At 34.7% G+C, this 17,667-nt stretch carries 18 protein-coding genes; 4 read left to right on the plus strand and 14 right to left on the minus strand.

Annotation, left to right across the window (positions count from 1 at the left end; genetic code table 11):
* Nucleotides 1-35: 35 nt before the first annotated feature.
* Both fdhF and PY093_RS02885 read right to left on the minus strand, forming a co-directional pair.
* Nucleotides 36-2,159 (minus strand): formate dehydrogenase subunit alpha, encoded by a 2,124-nt coding sequence (gene fdhF / locus PY093_RS02880; protein WP_275644362.1) that lies wholly within the window; start codon nucleotides 2,157-2,159, stop codon nucleotides 36-38.
* Between the two features lie 21 nt (nucleotides 2,160-2,180).
* A complete protein-coding gene (locus PY093_RS02885; protein WP_275644363.1) occupies nucleotides 2,181-3,341 on the minus strand; it encodes an MFS transporter in 1,161 nt (386 codons plus the stop codon).
* A gap of 1,480 nt (nucleotides 3,342-4,821) precedes the next feature.
* Here PY093_RS02885 and PY093_RS02890 point away from each other — a divergent pair.
* A complete protein-coding gene (locus PY093_RS02890; RefSeq protein ID WP_275644364.1) occupies nucleotides 4,822-5,538 on the plus strand; it encodes a class I SAM-dependent methyltransferase in 717 nt (238 codons plus the stop codon).
* Nucleotides 5,539-5,852: 314 nt separating this feature from the next.
* On the opposite strand, the gene PY093_RS02895 is transcribed toward PY093_RS02890, so the two are convergent.
* Together PY093_RS02895 and deoD are read right to left on the minus strand one after the other, a co-directional pair.
* Complete coding sequence (locus tag PY093_RS02895; protein WP_275644365.1) at nucleotides 5,853-6,755, minus strand: M15 family metallopeptidase; 903 nt, start codon at nucleotides 6,753-6,755, stop codon at nucleotides 5,853-5,855.
* Nucleotides 6,756-6,940: 185 nt separating this feature from the next.
* Nucleotides 6,941-7,645, minus strand: coding sequence for a purine-nucleoside phosphorylase (deoD, locus tag PY093_RS02900; RefSeq protein WP_275644366.1), 705 nt, complete (start codon nucleotides 7,643-7,645; stop codon nucleotides 6,941-6,943).
* Nucleotides 7,646-7,888: 243 nt separating this feature from the next.
* Here deoD and PY093_RS02905 point away from each other — a divergent pair, with 243 nt between their 5' ends.
* Complete coding sequence (locus PY093_RS02905; RefSeq protein ID WP_275644367.1) at nucleotides 7,889-8,032, plus strand: hypothetical protein; 144 nt, start codon at nucleotides 7,889-7,891, stop codon at nucleotides 8,030-8,032.
* Nucleotides 8,033-8,198: 166 nt separating this feature from the next.
* Here PY093_RS02905 and PY093_RS02910 read toward each other — a convergent pair whose 3' ends face one another.
* Both PY093_RS02910 and PY093_RS02915 read right to left on the minus strand, forming a co-directional pair.
* Complete coding sequence (locus PY093_RS02910; protein ID WP_275644368.1) at nucleotides 8,199-8,342, minus strand: hypothetical protein; 144 nt, start codon at nucleotides 8,340-8,342, stop codon at nucleotides 8,199-8,201.
* Between the two features lie 91 nt (nucleotides 8,343-8,433).
* Entirely contained in the window at nucleotides 8,434-8,748 is a 315-nt protein-coding gene (locus PY093_RS02915; protein WP_275644369.1) for a hypothetical protein, read from the minus strand.
* Between the two features lie 261 nt (nucleotides 8,749-9,009).
* Here PY093_RS02915 and PY093_RS02920 point away from each other — a divergent pair, with 261 nt between their 5' ends.
* Nucleotides 9,010-9,849: a glycerophosphodiester phosphodiesterase gene (locus PY093_RS02920; RefSeq protein ID WP_275644370.1), complete on the plus strand. Its 840-nt coding sequence runs from the start codon at nucleotides 9,010-9,012 to the stop codon at nucleotides 9,847-9,849.
* A gap of 18 nt (nucleotides 9,850-9,867) precedes the next feature.
* Here PY093_RS02920 and PY093_RS02925 read toward each other — a convergent pair whose 3' ends face one another.
* Nucleotides 9,868-10,638, minus strand: a complete 771-nt coding sequence (locus PY093_RS02925; protein ID WP_275644371.1) for a sporulation protein — start codon at nucleotides 10,636-10,638, stop codon at nucleotides 9,868-9,870.
* 171 nt (nucleotides 10,639-10,809) lie between these two features.
* Complete coding sequence (locus PY093_RS02930) at nucleotides 10,810-10,995, minus strand: YozD family protein (RefSeq protein WP_275644372.1); 186 nt, start codon at nucleotides 10,993-10,995, stop codon at nucleotides 10,810-10,812.
* A gap of 391 nt (nucleotides 10,996-11,386) precedes the next feature.
* Here PY093_RS02930 and PY093_RS02935 point away from each other — a divergent pair, with 391 nt between their 5' ends.
* A complete protein-coding gene (locus PY093_RS02935) occupies nucleotides 11,387-11,575 on the plus strand; it encodes a hypothetical protein (RefSeq protein WP_275644373.1) in 189 nt (62 codons plus the stop codon).
* 173 nt (nucleotides 11,576-11,748) lie between these two features.
* Here PY093_RS02935 and PY093_RS02940 read toward each other — a convergent pair whose 3' ends face one another.
* The 6 genes from PY093_RS02940 to PY093_RS02965 all read right to left on the minus strand — a co-directional run bounded on the left by PY093_RS02940 (nucleotide 11,749) and on the right by PY093_RS02965 (nucleotide 17,504).
* On the minus strand, nucleotides 11,749-12,435 hold the full coding sequence (locus PY093_RS02940) for a hypothetical protein (protein ID WP_275644374.1): 687 nt from the start codon (nucleotides 12,433-12,435) through the stop codon (nucleotides 11,749-11,751).
* Nucleotides 12,436-12,625: 190 nt separating this feature from the next.
* Nucleotides 12,626-12,844, minus strand: a complete 219-nt coding sequence (locus tag PY093_RS02945) for a YozE family protein (RefSeq protein ID WP_275644375.1) — start codon at nucleotides 12,842-12,844, stop codon at nucleotides 12,626-12,628.
* A gap of 119 nt (nucleotides 12,845-12,963) precedes the next feature.
* A complete protein-coding gene (locus tag PY093_RS02950) occupies nucleotides 12,964-14,025 on the minus strand; it encodes a M42 family metallopeptidase (RefSeq protein ID WP_275644376.1) in 1,062 nt (353 codons plus the stop codon).
* A gap of 735 nt (nucleotides 14,026-14,760) precedes the next feature.
* Nucleotides 14,761-16,425 (minus strand): ribonuclease J, encoded by a 1,665-nt coding sequence (locus PY093_RS02955; RefSeq protein ID WP_275644377.1) that lies wholly within the window; start codon nucleotides 16,423-16,425, stop codon nucleotides 14,761-14,763.
* A 144-nt stretch (nucleotides 16,426-16,569) separates the two neighbouring features.
* Complete coding sequence (locus PY093_RS02960) at nucleotides 16,570-16,809, minus strand: GNAT family N-acetyltransferase (protein WP_345774215.1); 240 nt, start codon at nucleotides 16,807-16,809, stop codon at nucleotides 16,570-16,572.
* A 506-nt stretch (nucleotides 16,810-17,315) separates the two neighbouring features.
* Nucleotides 17,316-17,504 (minus strand): hypothetical protein, encoded by a 189-nt coding sequence (locus PY093_RS02965; RefSeq protein WP_275644378.1) that lies wholly within the window; start codon nucleotides 17,502-17,504, stop codon nucleotides 17,316-17,318.
* Nucleotides 17,505-17,667 lie beyond the last annotated feature (163 nt).

The raw sequence follows: 17,667 nt of genomic DNA on the forward strand, positions 1-17,667 counted from the left end.
GCATATTTATAGGCTAGAAATGTAAGGTAAGCATATTATGCTTTCTCCAATTTAACTGCACACACTTTAAACTCAGGCATTCTAGATTTTGGATCTAGACATGGATTTGTTAACTGGTTCACCGACAGCTCCTTACCCCAGTGATACGGAACGAAAACCGTGTCATTTCTAATTGCTTTCGTTAGTTTCACTTCAACTGTCATTTCTGATCTTCTTGTTGTTAATTTCACCTTATCCCCATTTGATAAGTTATACTGAGTTGCTAAATCAGGGTGCATTTCAGCAAATGGTACAGGGCATTGTTCCATTAAGAAGTCAACACGTCTTGTTTGGTTACCAGAAAGATAATGGAACACTACACGACCAGTTGTTAAAATGTGTGGATACTCCTCGGTTGGGATTTCACCAGGCTCTTTCCAGTCAACTACCGCTAAGTTTGCTCTTCCATCTGGTGTACCGAATTTTTCTTTAAACATTGTTGGGGTTCCAGGATGATCTTCTGATGGACAAGGCCAGAATACTCCGTCCTCTTTATCAATTCGCTCCCATGTAATTCCTGAGTAATCTGCTACCCCACCTTTAGTGGCAATTCTAAACTCTTCAAATATTTGTCTAGCATTTTCGTATTCAAAATGTTTACCTTTTCCCATACGTTGTGCAATATCTCGCATAATTTCCCAGTCCGTTTTTGATTCACCTAAAGGTTCTCTAACCTTACGGATTCGAATCACTCGACCCTCAAGGTTTGTTGTTGTTCCTTCATCTTCCGCCCAAGTAGTTGTTGGTAGGACAACATCGGCAAACTCTGCCGTTTCTGATAAGAAGAAATCACTTACAACTAGGAAATCAAGCTTCTTAAATCCACTCCAAATGTATTCAGAATTAGGAGCTGAAACAGCTGGATTACTACAAATAACGTGCATTCCCCTGATATTTCCTGCTTGAATCTCATCAAACATTTCATAGGCAGAAACACCTGGTTTTGGCATATCTTTTGGATCGATCCCCCACACACCTGAAATATATTCAACAGCCTTAGGGTCAGTTAGTTTGCGGTAACCTGGTAATAAATCCGCTTTTTGTCCATGTTCACGACCACCTTGACCATTGCCTTGACCTGTAAATGTAGCAACACCTGAAGCGAACTTACCAATCTGTCCTCGTAATAATGCCATAGACGTATATAGTGCTACATTATCTACACCTTTTGATTGTTGTTCAACACCTCTTGCAAACATGACAACAGATCTGGGTGACATTCCAAATATATGTGCTGCTTTGATGATTTTTTCAACAGCTACGCCTGTGATTTGAGACGTATAATCAGGCGTCCAATACTTTACGTTTTCTTTCAATTCTTCGTAGTTATTACAACGATTTTTTACATAATCCTCATCTACATATCCTTCTTTAACAAGTAGATGCATAATACCATTAGCAAGCGCAGAATCTGTACCAGACTTAAGATCTAAGTGAACATCTGCAATCCGTGCTGTTGCTGTTTCACGTGGATCGGCAACGATTAATTTTGCGCCCTTATCCTTCGCTTTCCAAAACCATTGAATACTTGTTGGATGACATTCGGCTGTATTAGATCCTGCAATGAAGAAGCAATCTGAATGTTCAAGTTCAGGCCAAGGTAGCGTTGATCCTCTATCAACACCTAATGTTCCCAACGCACCACCAGCAGCGGAGCTCATGCAAAAACGTCCATTATAATCAAGATAGCGAGTTCCAAGTCCAACACGTGCATACTTACCAACTAAGTAGCATTTTTCATTTGTCATAGATACTCCACCAAATACACTTAAAGCGTCTTTTCCATGTTCAGCTTGTAATTTTTTGAAGTTCTTTTCAATAAGGTCATAAGCCTCTTCCCATGAAGACTCGACAAATTTACCATTTTTCTTAATTAACGGTTTTAAAATACGGTCCTTATGTTCAACTGTTTGATAGGCAGTTACACCTTTTGGACACATCTTACCCATCGTTACAGGCCAATCGTAGCGAGGTTCAACCCCCACAACACTTCCTGTTTTCTCGTTTACTCGAATGTGCATTCCGCATTGCATACCACAATAGCAGCAATGTGTAGTTATAAGCTTCTCACCAGGTTTGATAAGATTTTTTACGCCTTCTTTTACGATGTATTGACTCATGATTCTTCTCTTCCTCCCCAATTATCGCACTATTTCATTTTTTTCTTTTTTATCTTTTGGTAAGTTATAAAATTCGTCCGAACGTTTTTTTCCGAAGCCTGACATATGGATATCATTCATCGTATTTATCGGCTCGTATGGACTCCCTTGTGGCGTCTCCATATTAAGTTGTTTCATTACCCTAATACGACGGCGACAAGCGGGACAATAATCAGCTAAAAACGTTCCATCAGCTAGCTGTAGATCAAAGCTTTGTGCAGCTAAAATAGTTTTCACATCAGAAATTTGATCATCATTGCTATAACTTGTACCACACTTATTACATGCTCTCGTATCGACTTTCACAACTTCTTGATAGTTCATTGGTACCGCTGTTGCCAATGGTCTTATCGGCAGATGAAATAACTTTCCGAACGGGAAGTAGACTAGTAATATGACAACTGTAACTTGATGAACAAGAGTTAAGTAATTATGCAGGAACCCCTCTAAAAACGTAATAGAAACCGTTAATACTAATCCCGTAAGTGTTACCGCCAGTAGTAAATATAAGGGGAATAAGTCAAATTCTGCTCTTTGTGTTACTTTTACGTCCTGACTCTTTACCCTTCTCGCAAGTGCCATACAGACACCTATCATAACCATTATCGCAGTAATATTTAATCCGTTATATACTAGTTCAGCGAATAGCCCGTGTACCGTCATTTTAATAGTTGGAACGTTAAAGACGATGATTTGGTAGGTTTGGGGATCAATTAAGTCAAATCGCATCCACCCGAATGTTAGTCCAAAAGTAATGGCAAAAGATCCTATACAACCCCAGGCAATTAAGAAGTGTTGAACTCCTCTATAAATTCCACGTTTAAAAATAAACTTTTGTAAAAAAATGTTCTCAAATGATGTTAGTGCTATTGCACGGAAATTTCGCTTTGCCCTTTTCGTAGTTTTTAAATTTTTAATACTCCTTTTAATCACTTGATGTGTCGCTGGTCGAATTAACCAAGCACATAATCTAACGGTTATTCCGATAGCAAATATAAAAGATGAAACCATATACCCTAGTAATGCTATATCAATATAAACAAACTGATCTGTCGCAACCCACATTAATAAAAACAAAACAATAGTAACAAAAAACGCATACATGCTTGTTTTTGAATAAAACGATCGTTCTAATTGCTGCATTATCCTCACTCCATTAAAAAATTTAATTCAATCTCGTTATCACCATGATCAAAGTGTTTTCATGTTTCTATTGTAAATGACAATGATTGATAAAAACTGTGAAGTACATCACAGTTTAATTTGTCAATTTAGTGAAGGACTGTATTACCATTAAAAAGCGACAGTAAACAGAGTAAGAATAAAGACAAAAGGCTAGCTCTATCAATAGTAAGTAGCTTGGTTAACGTGGAGAAAATGTAATAAAACAGATGAGATATCATACTAAATCGTAGTATGTTTGATACCATAAATAACAGTACAAATAGCAAATAAAAAACGCTTGGATTTGATGAAATAAACCGTTCCGTTTTGAGGTACATAACTGGAAAATTGACATTAGAAATGGCATACGAATCGACGTATGCCATTTTCCTTTTATATAGGGATTTATAATACCTCTTATAGTAAAATAAAACCACTAATGACAAAATAAATTTAAAGGACAATGCTTATTGGACACTCAGAATTAAGTGTCAATTGGGATGTCCATTCTTACGACATTTCCATATACATCAGAAGTAGTTAAAATAAGAGGAGATTTTCCGGTTAAATTACGTAATAAGGCTTGGTTCGGGGTATATAAGCGGAGGTTTTCCGCTTAAGCAATGCAAAATGATCCATTTTGACGTTTTTTGTGTAAATAGTCGGAATTCTTCCGTCTATTTAAGCTATTTTAAGTGCTATTTCGTAATTAAGAGAAATTTCTCCGCTTATTTATTAAACCATGCTGATTCCCTCATTTCTTGGTCCTTGAGGGTTCGCTCTTTATTTTTATTTATGGGTGTCAAAGAGGTGTCAAATCTGTTGTCAGATTGCACGCTTTTGTTCAAAGATAAGAATGTATAAAAGTTTGTACCTAGTTTTATACTTTCTTATCTTTTAAAAATAGACCTACTTTTATTCTAGGTCCACTAATTACTCAGGCTACTACCATTCCGTGCATGGGGGAGTTTCAGACAACTAGTTTCAACTCAACATGACGACCTTCATTCAGAGTGTTGATTAATCAGTTGTAATTGCTTTTTCAGCAATTCTCCTATTTCGTGCTTTGGCACTTATAAGGAAACGTTTCGCACAGAACATTATTTCACAATCTCAATATTTATTTTAACATAAAATTACAATTATCTTTTAGGTTTACCAAATCAACATAGTAAAAATCATTCCAATTAACACAGTGATTAACACGTTGTCAATAGTTGTTGTCAGTGTGTTATTTGGGTTGCGATTTCATATTATAATTCATATGTTAAAGTCCAATAATGTTGATATACAAGGAATAAGAAAGACCAAATCATATGTTATTTGGTCTGCTAATTATTATATGCTATTTAGTATGTGTCTCCACTTTAACGGAACTACTTATATCAATAGAGCCAACCTTTTATGTCATTTTTAATTTCAGAGCATAGTGTGTATTAGTAAAGGGGGAAAAAATGCCATGAATTCGAACTATCTAGAGTTTTTAGCAGCCTTTGGGATTGGTGGTGCCCACCCGGGGGGATTAACATTAACAAAACAGTACTTAATGCATGAAACATTTCAAGAATCAGCTATTGTCCTTGACGCTGGATGTGGTACAGGTCAAACATCTGTTTATTTAAAGCAAAACCATAGCGGCAATGTCATTGCGATTGATAACCACCCAATCATGGTTGAGAAGGCAGAAAAAAGATTTAATGACTTAAATTTAGACATTGAGATTCTAGAAGCAAATATCGAAAATTTACCTTTTGAAACAAATTCATTTGATGTGATTATCTGTGAATCCGTACTATCTTTTACAAATATTGAAAAAAGCCTTTCGGAATTTTCAAGAGTATTAAAACAAAATGGAATTCTAATTGCTATTGAAATGACGAATGAAGGAGGATTAATTAAGGAGGAAAAAGAAAAAATTAAATCGTTTTATGGAGTTTCAGACGTATTAACTGAAAATCAATGGCTTAACCAGTTTAAAAAGGCAAACTTTAAGACAGCCACTGCAAAAAAAGTTTCCACTATATTAGATTCTGCAATTGAACAAGAACCTACCACGGACTTTTATATGAGTGAAGATATAAATATAGAGTTGTATGAAGTGCTAGATCAGCATCAAAAACTAAATGTAAAATTTCAGAAAAAATTAGGATTTAGAATTTATAGGGGCATTCGATAATTAATTATGTAAGTTTACAATCATACCCTTATTGATATAATTTTGCGTTTTATGTACATTTTTAAAAAGGTTTGCTCTTGATTTAGAAATACTGACATTTATCCCTTTATTCCGCAATTGTCCTACTAAATCTTGAATGGTCTTGCTTTTAACCTTATTCAATATCATTCACTCCTTTATTAAATCATACCATTAATTGGACTATTTAGGACCACTTTTTTACTAAAAATATAATTTAAGTATTTATGAATTCTAGCTAAAAACTAAAAAAGAGCCTCCTATTAGGTAAGCTCTACATTTTTCGAGATATAGGATTAGATTTTTTTTACTCTATTGAAATATTCCTCTAAGGTTATGTTATGCTCGTAAATAATTGTTGCAATTTCTTTTCCAACAAATCTTAAGTGCCATGGTTCGTATTGGTAGCCTGTAACGGTTTCTTTACCTTTTGGATAACGAATAATGAAACCAAATTTATGTGCATTTTGTTTGGTCCAATCTCCCTCAAGCGTTTCACCAAATTGTTCTGTTAGTTCAAAATTTACACTTTGACTCGAAATATCCATTGCTAGACCTGTCTGATGTTCGCTCTGTCCTGGATAGGCAACCACTTGTCTAGCTTTTTCTTCGCCTTCTAACCTCACCTGATTATTAAACAAAAACTGCTGGGTCTCATACGCTCTATATCCAGAAACAGCATAAAGTGTCATGCCTTCTTTTTCCGCTTGATAAAACATTTGCTCTAAAGCTATAGCTGCATCTTTTCTAATAAATCTTTTCGGGATATCCTCATCACCGAAAATGAATTTCACATTTGGTGGAACCAATTCCTCAGGTATATAGGATGCTGGTAAACTCTTTTCTTTGTTTACAACAGTCAAAATATTTTCCGGATTTAAAATAACAAACAAATCATCTATCTCTTCTACTTTCGTAAAAAGTGCCTCTTCTAACACCCAATCGTTCTGGTTATTTTCACTACTCTCGTCAGTAGATTTATTATCTTTTTCTTGGTTCTCATTATCTTCATTATCTTCATTATCAGGTTCAGGTTGTGTAGTTTTTACTTCTTCTGTTTTTTTCTCAATTTCTATTTTTTCTTCAATATCTTCAAAGTTGTTGTCAACTGAAGGTTGTCCTAAAGAACGGTTACATCCAATAAGTACTATGGAAAGAGACAAGATAATTAAACTAGAATGTATAAAATGTTTAAACATGGTTCCACCCTTCATAAATGCAAGATGATTTGTATACTCGGCTGAAGTTAATTAACGTATAGTCTTTCAACAGATAATATTATTTAATATTGTATCATTAATAAAGAAATTTGTCGTATTAAGAAGGTATTACATTTTTGGGATAACAAAAAGCCCTTGTAGTGTCAAGGGCTTTTTGTTATTGGTTATTTTAACATGGCTGCATTGAGAGCAACTTCAATCATGTCATTAAATGTTGTTTGTCTTTCCTCCGCGGTTGTTTCTTCACCAGTTAAAATGTGATCACTTACTGTTAAGATTGATAAAGCATTTCTCTCAAATTTAGAAGCCAAGGTATATAATGCGGCAGTTTCCATTTCGATTGCTAGGATACCATATTTAGCCCATTTTTCTAATTCAGAATTATCATTGTAGAACATATCGCTTGTAAACACATTTCCAACCTTTAGATTAAGACCTTTCGCAACCCCAGTATCGTATGCTTTCTTTAGTAGAGGAAAGGATGCTGTTGGAGCATAGTCTACTCCTCCAAAAGTAAGTCGGTTCATAGCCGAATCTGTTGATGCACTCATCGCAATAATCACATCACGAACTTTAACATCCTTTTGAATCGCTCCACATGTCCCCACACGAATAAGATTTTGAACACCATAGCTTTGCATTAATTCATTTATGTAAATCGAAATCGATGGGACTCCCATTCCAGTTCCTTGGACAGATATTTTTTCCCCTTTATAGGTACCTGTATAACCAAGCATTCCGCGAACTTCATTATAGCAAGTTGCACCTTCTAAAAAGGTTTCAGCAATGTATTTTGCCCGGAGGGGATCACCCGGTAATAGAATCGTTTCTGCAATTTCATTTTGTTTTGCTCCAATATGTATACTCATATAAACCTCCAATAAAAATTAGTCACTATATTATTCCCTCTAACTAAACAATATAGCATAATTTTATTGATAACGAAAATATTGCTTGGAAAAAGTCTCCACAATAATTTTCGGTAATTAAGAAAATAATACAAGAGAATTAAAGATGAAGATGGCAATTTCTAAACAGATTAGGAATTCAACCAAAAATCATGTAAATTTGCTTAAACAAAAAGGAAATAGGCATTTCAAGGAGGAAACGGAATGGGTAAAAAACACAGAAATAGAACGAATAGTCCGAAGAAAAATAATCATATCCCACCAGAGGCAATAGCTGCAGAGGAAAATGCTCACGCAAAGGAATATTCAGCTGCTAAGCGAAAAAATAGTCCTGGGCATAATGAGTAATTAAGAAAAGCGTAGGGCGCTCCCGAGGATTGCATAAGGCGGTTCCTATAAGAAGGTGTTTTTCCTTCTTACTAGGAAATGGCTTATAACATAGAGACGGGTGGTGCCCTGATCTTTCTTACCTTTGTACAATACCCTTTAGGAAAATCCAGGGTTTTAATATTCGTTATGAAGGATCTACTTCATCATTTCTTACTACTGTAACCTTAGTTGATTCTCCTTTTGCTATTTCTTCATTTGTTGCATTAAGCTCCAATTCTTCATCATCATCGATACCATTCGCAATGTTTGCTTCTTGTCTTTTTTGCACCAAGCTAATCCCCCCTTCACTTCTTACAATTTCCTAGAGTGTAATGGTCTATTCTTTGATAGTAAAATTGGGTGCTTTCCTGCTCTACAAATCAACGAATTAAAAAGCGATTAACTTTTTTCCAACCCCCTGTACACAATTTATAATATGAATGGCCATTTCTACCCTCATCAAAAAACAAAATATCTCCGGTGTTTATGTATCTAGCTTGGTAATCCTTAGGCATTAAATCATTGATATTGAAAATTCGATAGACGTAATTAATCGCATCATGATGGTTGCTACCCTCAACATACAATCGATACACTGGTTTATAACCTGTTTGTTGCCCATACGCAGGGGTTTGAAAAATGGTAATATCATATTTGAATTTGCGTCTTGTTTTTATTAAAAAATTAGTAACCATAAGTTTCCTCCCCATTTTTATTTCTTACCTTATATTTTGATTTTTATGGTGTCGAATCCTTTCTCTAATTCACACTTCTTTTGTCGATTGGAAGGATATAGTCAAGTTTTTTTGTATAAAAACCAAGGAATTGCATTCAAAATTATGTTTTACGCATAGCATAGTACAAAGGACTTACAATATCATAAAGTCTATAAAACTAAAATTTCATTTTATACTTTTATTTCGTTTTTTTCCTAAAATTTAGAAAGGTGGAATGCTATGTATAAATTTATGAATGCGATTGTCTTGTTCATATTCTTAGTAGGTAATATAATTCCCTTTGTAATTCTACAGAATACTGCAGATATCAATTACATTAAAATTGCGCACCGTGGTGCATCTGCCTTTACACCTGAAAATACATTTTCTGCATTTAACAAAGCACTAGAGATGAATGTGGACTATATTGAACTAGATGTTCAAATGAGTAAGGATCGTCACCTAGTTGTCATACATGATAAGAAAGTAGACCGAACTACTAATGGTAATGGTTTCGTTAAGGACTTTACCTTGGCAGAATTAAAAATGTTGGATGCAGGAAGCTGGTATCACGAGGACTTTGTTGATGAGAAGATACCTACATTACAGGAGGTATTGTCAACCTTTGGAGATAAAGTCGGACTATTAATTGAAATTAAATATCCTTCTCTTTACCCCGGGATTGAAAAAAGACTAGCAGAAATGATTGACTCTAATCAAAATAGTTTACTAAATTCCACGAACATTAAAGTACAATCTTTTAATATTCCTTCAATCCAAAAGTTCCAAACACTCCTCCCGATTATATCCTCTGGAATTGTTCTAAATGAACAAACTTCTTATAATCAGTTAAATACGATTGCAAGCTTTACAGATTTTATTAATATGCATAATAGCTCATTAACAAGTAGTTTTGTAAATTATGCACAGCAACTGGATTTCAAGGTATATGTATGGGTTGTAAATGATAGGAGAGTAATAGGTCAGCTGTTACTATATGGTATAGACGGGATTACTACCGATGACCCAGACATATTCACCTCTTTACAAGGAAATAATAAAAAGCTTGAGCATCTATAGGCTCAAGCTTACCAATGTTTAACTAAATCGTTTAACTAGATTATAAATCTTCTCTGAGAGTTGCGGAAGGTCAGATGTAGCTACAGTAAACCGTACAACTGATTCATCCATTTCAAGTGCTTCTGCTAAAAAGCTACCCAAGCCCCTTGCTCGGCGGTCTACTTCCATTATTACTTCAACTGTTTGACTTGACTGAGGGAAAAATATAACCTCAATCTCATCTAACTTTCCACGAAACTCTCCACTTGTAGGTATAAATTCAAACTCCTGGATAAAAGGCAATCTTTTTCTTAACTTATATGGGGCTTCTTCACATTTCGCTTCTCTTAAACGAAATCCTAAATCAGTTAAAGCGCTTAAAACACTAGTTACTAACGGAGAAGGCTTTACCTCTATAAAGTCCCGATCAGTAGGGTCGATTGCATTTTTAATGTCTAACCCAGTTTGAATCCATACCTTTGTTCTACCCATAGTAATTGGGCTATCAACCGGTAATCTATAAGTAAATGGAAATTCTCTTTTTTCATTTGCTCCTATTGTGAAGCTTTCTGTAATTTGAAAAGTATCGATAATCGCATGTTGATTTATCTTAGAGTCATTTCTTTCCTTAATATAATTGGTATTTAAAGACAAATAAATTTCATCAATTTCTTGAGCAATGTTTCCACCCGTTATTTCTACTACCCCTCGTACTTCCTCACCAGCAGTAATGTTTCCCTCATATAGTTTTGTATCAACCTTCGCTGATCCAATCCCAACACTAGCAAACACTTTATTAAACAATGACATACCTCTTACCCCCCATTAATAGTGTCCTCGTAAGTATATACGATTCTAATCAAAAAAAGTTTCTAGATTTAAAATAATTCTTTCATACAACATAATAGTTTCGACGTGACAATCGCAAATTAAAAACGACGGGATTAAATCCTCGTCGTCTGGTTTAACTATTTTAATAATTTAATAATCAAACTCATCCTCTTCTATTTCTTCATCAATAATACTTTTCTCCAGTAAATACTCAAAGGTTATATCAGCTATTTGATCAATTTCTTCCTCAGTCGGAACGTATCCTCGTTTTATTAGTTCATTGTAAAAGAACTCTGCGATTTCTTCTGTATCAATAACAACCTCAATTTCTTTCACAATACCGCCCCCTTTATTTATGTTTTATGTTCAAGCGGTAAAACTTATGTCAAAAGAATGACAAGATCATATTCGTATGAAAAGCGCATGGCTCCCGCTTATCGGCGCGTCGATTAAAACCCGCCACGTCCTGTGGCGAACATCGACATCAGCACATCCTGTGCAAGTCAAGCATAAGACGGTTTATTCAAGAAGGTGGTTTTTCCTTCTTAAAGGAAATGGCTTATGACCTAAGGTCCGATTGCGCCCGGAGTTGGACACTAAAACTAGGTACAAACTTTTATATTTTCTTATCTTTTTAAAAAAGATATTTTAAATTATTCGAATAAACCTAAGTTCATTGTCATAGCATGTAAACAAGTGGACAAGCCTTTAACTAGGAGGAAATAATATGATAAACAAGGCGTATACCGTTAAGATAAGTAATAATAAAAATAATAATGAAAACAATGGTTTGATAAATATATTGGATAGTGAAAAGTTTGACAGTTTATTAGAGAAGTTTATTAGTGGCATGTTTTGGGTTATTTTAGTAGTAGGTGTGCCGTATTTCATCTATTTTTTAAGTCAGTTTTTCTAATCTTTAGTTTCTTAATTGAAAATTATATGGATAGGATAATTGCAAAAGCCTTCGTTTTTATTTAAATGTCGGATAGGTGGCATTTTTAGAAAAACGATAATTGACGAAGCTTAGTAGAATGGTTAGGTACGTGTGCCATTTTCATTTATTTTTAAGCAGATTTTCTTGTTCTGTTAATCTGTCCATTTACTATTTGTAATCTTTTCTAAATTTTTCAATGCTAACGCCATAACATCCTTGTATTTTTCATCTTTAAACATTTGATAAAGATATCCATAGTCGTTATATACATCTAACAAGCCATCGATTATTTGCTTACGTTCATTTTTTTTATGAAGGCGTTCCTTTTCAAATTTACGAAATTCCTTTTTCATCCCGTGCATCTCCAAACTCTTAGTTTCTTTCTTAGCTAAGTAAAGCTGTGAGATTTTTTGAAGGAACGCTTCTGCATTCTGGTGATCTGCTAGTAATGTTAATTCTTCTTCTCCAGCTTCTAGCCATTCTCCGTCTTTAATTCTTGATAATTCATAAATAACCTCTTCCCAAGAATCCTCTTTATATCTCCAAATTTCTGTTCGTATGCCTATAATTTTGAAAAGTTCTTTTTCGTAACCAGCAACCAATACTAAGTCACCAAAGTAATAATTATATTCAATTTCAATCTGTTCCGTCTCAATTACTCTTCCTTCATATTCAGACAATAACTTTAGGGTAGTCTCTAAATAGAGGGCCTCACTATGATTTACCTCGTATATCCATAATCCATTCATTTCCTTAATACTAGTAATTGTCCCGACTGTTCCATATAAAATGATCACGACTATATCTCCTACTCTAAACTTTGGTTTATTATTTTCCATAAGATCATCTCCTTTAGAAAAGTCGTGATGAATTGTTACGTTATTATATGCACGCAATTAAAAAATCGCTATTATGTAGGGTCAAGGAAAATGAGTAACTTCCTAAATAAATTTAAAAGAGACGAACCAAAAATGGTCCATCTCTTTTTTGAAAAAAGTCTTGTGCTTAGTAGGAATTACCTATTTTAACCTATGCCTCATTTTCATACAGGTCCCATGCTTCATCAAATACAGTCATGCTTTTCATATATTCACCATTAAACTCAAGATATGAGCTAAGTTCGTGGTAATCACTAGACCCTTTAGGAAAACTGTGATCTTCATATATATCGTTTGCAAATTGGCTTATCTCATTGTGAGCCTTTGCACTACGGTACTTTAATATAAAATGATAAAATGATTTTGCCATTTCTATCCCCTCAACTATGATAAGTGTTTAATCATTTTATCATACTTAAAAACATTTTTAAGTATAAAAACCTGGAACCTAGGAATTCAGCTATCATGTGCCCAATTTATTTAGAAAAACTAAAAATAAAAACTGCTCTTTTCGTCTAGTGATAGGATAAACGAACATATTAACTGTTCTGTTGCTTTAACGTCTTCTAAATCAACAACTTCTACAGGTGAGTGTGCATAACGAGATGGAATCGATAAGACACCAGTTGGAATTCCTCTGTTGCTTAATGATACCGCTCCACCATCAGTTCCAATCCCCGGAAATACTTCATATTGAAATGTAATATCGTTTTCTCTAGCAAGTGTTACCAGGCTTTCCTTCACAGTCGGATGTGCAATCAAACTAAAATCAATAATTTTAATGCCTGTCCCAGCACCTAGAAATAACGAGTTATCCATCGTTTCTTCAGGTGTATCACTTACCGCAGTTGTATCCACAGCTATTGCTACATCTGCTTCAATATTATGCGCCGCAACTTTTGCTCCCCTTAAACCAACTTCTTCTTGTACTGTGAACAAGAAATAAATTTCTCCCGCAAATTTTTTCTTAGAGAGTTTTTCTAGTACAGATAGCAACACCGCACAACCTGCTCGGTCATCTAAGCCCTTCCCTACAACTCTTCCAGTTCGTAAATTGCCAAGTAATTCCAAATCACTCGCCCATGTAATAGGAGAACCAATTTCAACACCCATCTTGAGTACTTCTTCCTTAGAACGGGCCCCAATGTCTATATACAGGTTTTGATGTTTTCTCACTTTTGAAGCGTCATCAAATTTTACATAATGAGCCGACATAGTACCAATTACACCTAGTAATTCTGTATCGCGAGTTCTTACCTTTACCTTTTGTGCTAAAAGGATTCTATCATCATGGCCTCCTAGCTTCTCAAACCGAATTAGCCCATTATCTTCAATCTTCTTAACGATAAATCCTATCTCATCCATATGTGCAGTAAGAATTACTTTTGGTCCAGGACTGCTTCCTTTTTTCAATCCGATTACATTACCGATCGGATCGATTTTCACTTCATCTACTAAATCCTCTACATAACCCTTTATGAAATAAGAGATTGGTTGCTCATACCCACAAGGACCATGAAGACTTGTTAACTTTTTCAATAACTCAAACATTCTATCCACTCCTTTAGCTATGTGAAATATTTCACTTCAGTCGATTAATGTTGTAACATAGTTTAGTATAATGAATGTTTTCAAAATTATCAATTTACTAGGAAAAAGTGTATTTTAATAATAGCTACCATAACCGCTACAATTCTCACTTGAACAGGTAGAAAATTTAGAAAATGGTCAAATACTACTGACGTCAGGAAAAATCAAGGTGATTGGTCAAATTTCATTTGGTTAATTGAAGGAGTATATTTGAAGACAAAACAGTATATAATACTTGCTTAAATTAAAAAGTTTTTATAAAGCTATGGTCGAATAGCCAAAAAATTGTTAAAATCAACTAGACTAAAACAAAATGATAGGGTGAATAAACATTGGTTATTACTAACGAAGCTCGTGAGCTTTTAAAGGAAATGTTCCAAGAACAGAACGCTAAAAATGTTCGTATTTATTTTGCTGGCTATGGCTGAGGAGATCCAAAAATAGGACTGGCTCTGGATGAGCCAGCAGCAGATGATTCAATCACAACGATAAACGAAATAGTAGTGGCGATTGACCCAATGATTGAACCTAATACTAAAGACCTAATCCTTGATATAAGTGGGGATAAAAAAGGGCTTTCGTTGTTGGGTAATACAGGGAATTGTTGTTAACACACTAGAGAAAAGAGGAGCTAATCGCTCCTCTTATTTTTTCTCGCTACCGTGCAACTTTTAACTGCATAGGACGTTTCACTTGTTAAACTTCAATAATAATTGGAAGGATCATTGGCTTCTTTTTAGTTTTTTGATAAATATATTGTCCGACTGTTTTTCTTATATTTTGTTTCATAACATTCCATTGGTTGTCTTGTTGATCGTTAATGGTTTTTGTAATAAGTCGATTTACTTCTTTAATGAGTTCCTCGGAGTCTCTAACATACACGAATCCACGAGAAATTGTGTCGGGTCCAGAAACCAGTTTCTTTTCTCTTTTACCCATGGTTAAGACAACTACAAGCATTCCATCCTCTGACAACTGTTTGCGATCTCTTAGTACAATGTCCCCAACATCACCAAGACCAATCCCGTCTACATAGGTATTTCCTACAGGTATCTTTCGTGTTTGACGGGCAATGGTGTGTTCAATATCGAGAACATCACCATTTTCTATGATAAACGTGTTTCCTTGCTCGACTCCAACGGATTCGGCCAACAGACGATGTTTGTGAAGCATTCTATATTCACCGTGTATGGGAATAAAATATTTTGGTTTCATTAATGTCAGCATTAATTTCAGATCTTCCTGATAGCCATGACCGGATACATGCATTCCTGATGAACTTCCAGATCCATAAATGACTTTTGCCCCAAGAGAAAATAAGTTGTCAACGATACGAGTGACATTACGTTCATTCCCAGGGATTGGACCCGCTGCAAAGATAACTGTATCTTCAGGTAATATTTCGACACCTCGGAAATTTCCAGTGGAAAGACGTGCAAGAGCAGCTAATGGTTCACCTTGACTTCCTGTACACAGAATAGCTACTTTTTCAGGAGATAGCTCATTAATTTGATCTGGTTCAATTAACATTCCATCGGGAACATTTAAATAACCTCGTTCCATTGCTACCTGTACAACATTCACCATACTTCTTCCTAATAATGCTAGCTTACGGTTTGTTATTTGGGCTGCATCCACAACTTGCTGAACACGATTAATATTTGAAGCGAAGGTAGAAAGAATGACTTTTCGTCTTGCCTTCATGAAAGCTTCTTCCACATGTTCTCCTACCATTTGTTCAGTTGGGGTTAAGCCTGGACGTTCGGCATTTGTACTCTCAGACAAAAGAAGCAAAACACCTTCACTGCCGATTTTAGCCAGTTTATGAATATCCCCATGTTCATTATTCGCAGGAGTTAAATCAATCTTGAAGTCCCCAGTATGTACAATATTTCCCTCTGATGTTTTAAAGACAATACCTAGGCAATCAGGTATACTATGGATCACTTTGAAAAAGTTCACGCCAATTCCACCTAGTTTTAAGTCTGAATTGGAGTCAATTTCAATCAATTCAGTCTCCCTTAAAATTTTATGTTCTCTTAACTTTAATTCAATTAAACCCAGTGTGAACCGTGTTGCATAAACGGGTACATTTAATTTTTTTAAGAAGAATGGAATTCCCCCGATATGATCTTCATGCCCATGTGTAACAATTAATGCCCTGATTTTATCTTTATTATCTAGCAAATACGTAATATCAGGAATAATCAAATCAATTCCAGGTAAACTCTCGTCTGGAAACTTATTACCACAGTCGATGATCAAGATATCGTTTGCTTGCTGGACTGCATACATGTTTTTACCGATTTCATTCAGGCCGCCTAAGGCAAAAATAGATAACGCATTCTCTTTTATGCTCAATTTTATATCCTCCCACGTTAAATGATAGCCTTAGTATACCCTTTTGATTACCCTTTATTAGAGGCTTGGATCACTTCATCAACTCTAGTACCCGGTTAGCTTAAACAAGAAACAAATTCTATTTTAAAACTATATAATCTTTTTTTAGAATAGAATATGTCGCCATATCCCGAAACTTCCCTTTGATAAACATCTTTCTTTAGATACTCCTTCTAATCTCATTCCTAATTTTTGCAGAACTTTCTGTGATTGAGCATTTTCAACCATACAAGGGGCTTCAATTTTATTTAATTCCATGTTTTCAAACCCAAACTGTATTACCTTAGAGGCTGATTCAACACCCGAACCCTTTCCCCAATACTCCTTTGATAGAATAAAACCTATTTCAGCTCTATAATGGGTAGTTTAGACCAGAGGGACAGTCCCCCTGGTCTATTTTAGCAGTTGATTTTGATAAAAGCAGTTGGAAAGATGAATAAGTAGTTCAGATAATGTGGAGAAAATACAAATTCACATTAAAATTATCATTTAAAAAAACTAAAGAAAAAGCATTGGCATTAACAGGTAATTTATCATTTAAAAACGCTTAGATCAAATTCCAAGCGTTTTTCATCATGTTTAATTTTTTCATCTCCAACCAAATTTCGACTAACAAAATAAATATTAAGCACTTTTATACATTACTCTCAATATTATTTTTGAGAGAATAAAAGAAATTATAAAAACAATAACAGCCGTAATAATCCACATAATAAACAAATCATCACTAAATTCTTGTATTTTTTCCCCAAGCGTTAATGCCCTTCCATCTTCATTTCCTGTTGGTTGAAAATAAAGAACATGGTCAGCAATCAAATCAAATAAAGCAAGAACCCAAAAAAGGAAAAAACCTACAAAGGCTGTGCTCCCCTTAGCAGCGTCGATTTCACCTTTTTTCTTAAAAACATGCTTGTTATTACTGTAATTACAGAAAGTGCTACGATAATTATAAAAAATTCATTTAATTCTACATAGCTTGATTTTGTACTGAGTAGAGCTAATAATGTTAATAGACCAATTAACCCTAATACCTTTTTCATTTATGTTCCTCCATTCCTTTAAAACTAAATGCTTGGTTAGTATTTTAGTTCAACATTTAAAATCTATAAACTAATTTTAACATAAATTTTCCATTTCCTTTTCAAAAATAGTTCGCCTGATTTTAAGCATGGGGGTATATAGCTCAATCATGTGTCTTTCATA

The sequence above is a fragment of the Cytobacillus sp. S13-E01 genome, from assembly GCF_029193815.1.
GTDB lineage: Bacteria > Bacillota > Bacilli > Bacillales > Bacillaceae_L > Bacillus_BV.

Excerpts from the sequence above, each read along its gene's own strand:
- fdhF (WP_275644362.1), bottom strand. The coding sequence starts at position 2,159 with ATGAGTCAATACATCGTAAAAGAAGGCGTAAAAAATCTTATCAAACCT.
- PY093_RS02885 (WP_275644363.1), bottom strand. The coding sequence starts at position 3,341 with ATGCAGCAATTAGAACGATCGTTTTATTCAAAAACAAGCATGTATGCG.
- PY093_RS02890 (WP_275644364.1), top strand. The coding sequence starts at position 4,822 with ATGAATTCGAACTATCTAGAGTTTTTAGCAGCCTTTGGGATTGGTGGT.
- PY093_RS02895 (WP_275644365.1), bottom strand. The coding sequence starts at position 6,755 with ATGTTTAAACATTTTATACATTCTAGTTTAATTATCTTGTCTCTTTCC.
- deoD (WP_275644366.1), bottom strand. The coding sequence starts at position 7,645 with ATGAGTATACATATTGGAGCAAAACAAAATGAAATTGCAGAAACGATT.
- PY093_RS02905 (WP_275644367.1), top strand. The coding sequence starts at position 7,889 with ATGGGTAAAAAACACAGAAATAGAACGAATAGTCCGAAGAAAAATAAT.
- PY093_RS02915 (WP_275644369.1), bottom strand. The coding sequence starts at position 8,748 with ATGGTTACTAATTTTTTAATAAAAACAAGACGCAAATTCAAATATGAT.
- PY093_RS02920 (WP_275644370.1), top strand. The coding sequence starts at position 9,010 with ATGTATAAATTTATGAATGCGATTGTCTTGTTCATATTCTTAGTAGGT.
- PY093_RS02925 (WP_275644371.1), bottom strand. The coding sequence starts at position 10,638 with ATGTCATTGTTTAATAAAGTGTTTGCTAGTGTTGGGATTGGATCAGCG.
- PY093_RS02935 (WP_275644373.1), top strand. The coding sequence starts at position 11,387 with ATGATAAACAAGGCGTATACCGTTAAGATAAGTAATAATAAAAATAAT.
- PY093_RS02940 (WP_275644374.1), bottom strand. The coding sequence starts at position 12,435 with ATGGAAAATAATAAACCAAAGTTTAGAGTAGGAGATATAGTCGTGATC.
- PY093_RS02945 (WP_275644375.1), bottom strand. The coding sequence starts at position 12,844 with ATGGCAAAATCATTTTATCATTTTATATTAAAGTACCGTAGTGCAAAG.
- PY093_RS02950 (WP_275644376.1), bottom strand. The coding sequence starts at position 14,025 with ATGTTTGAGTTATTGAAAAAGTTAACAAGTCTTCATGGTCCTTGTGGG.
- PY093_RS02965 (WP_275644378.1), bottom strand. The coding sequence starts at position 17,504 with ATGAAAAAGGTATTAGGGTTAATTGGTCTATTAACATTATTAGCTCTA.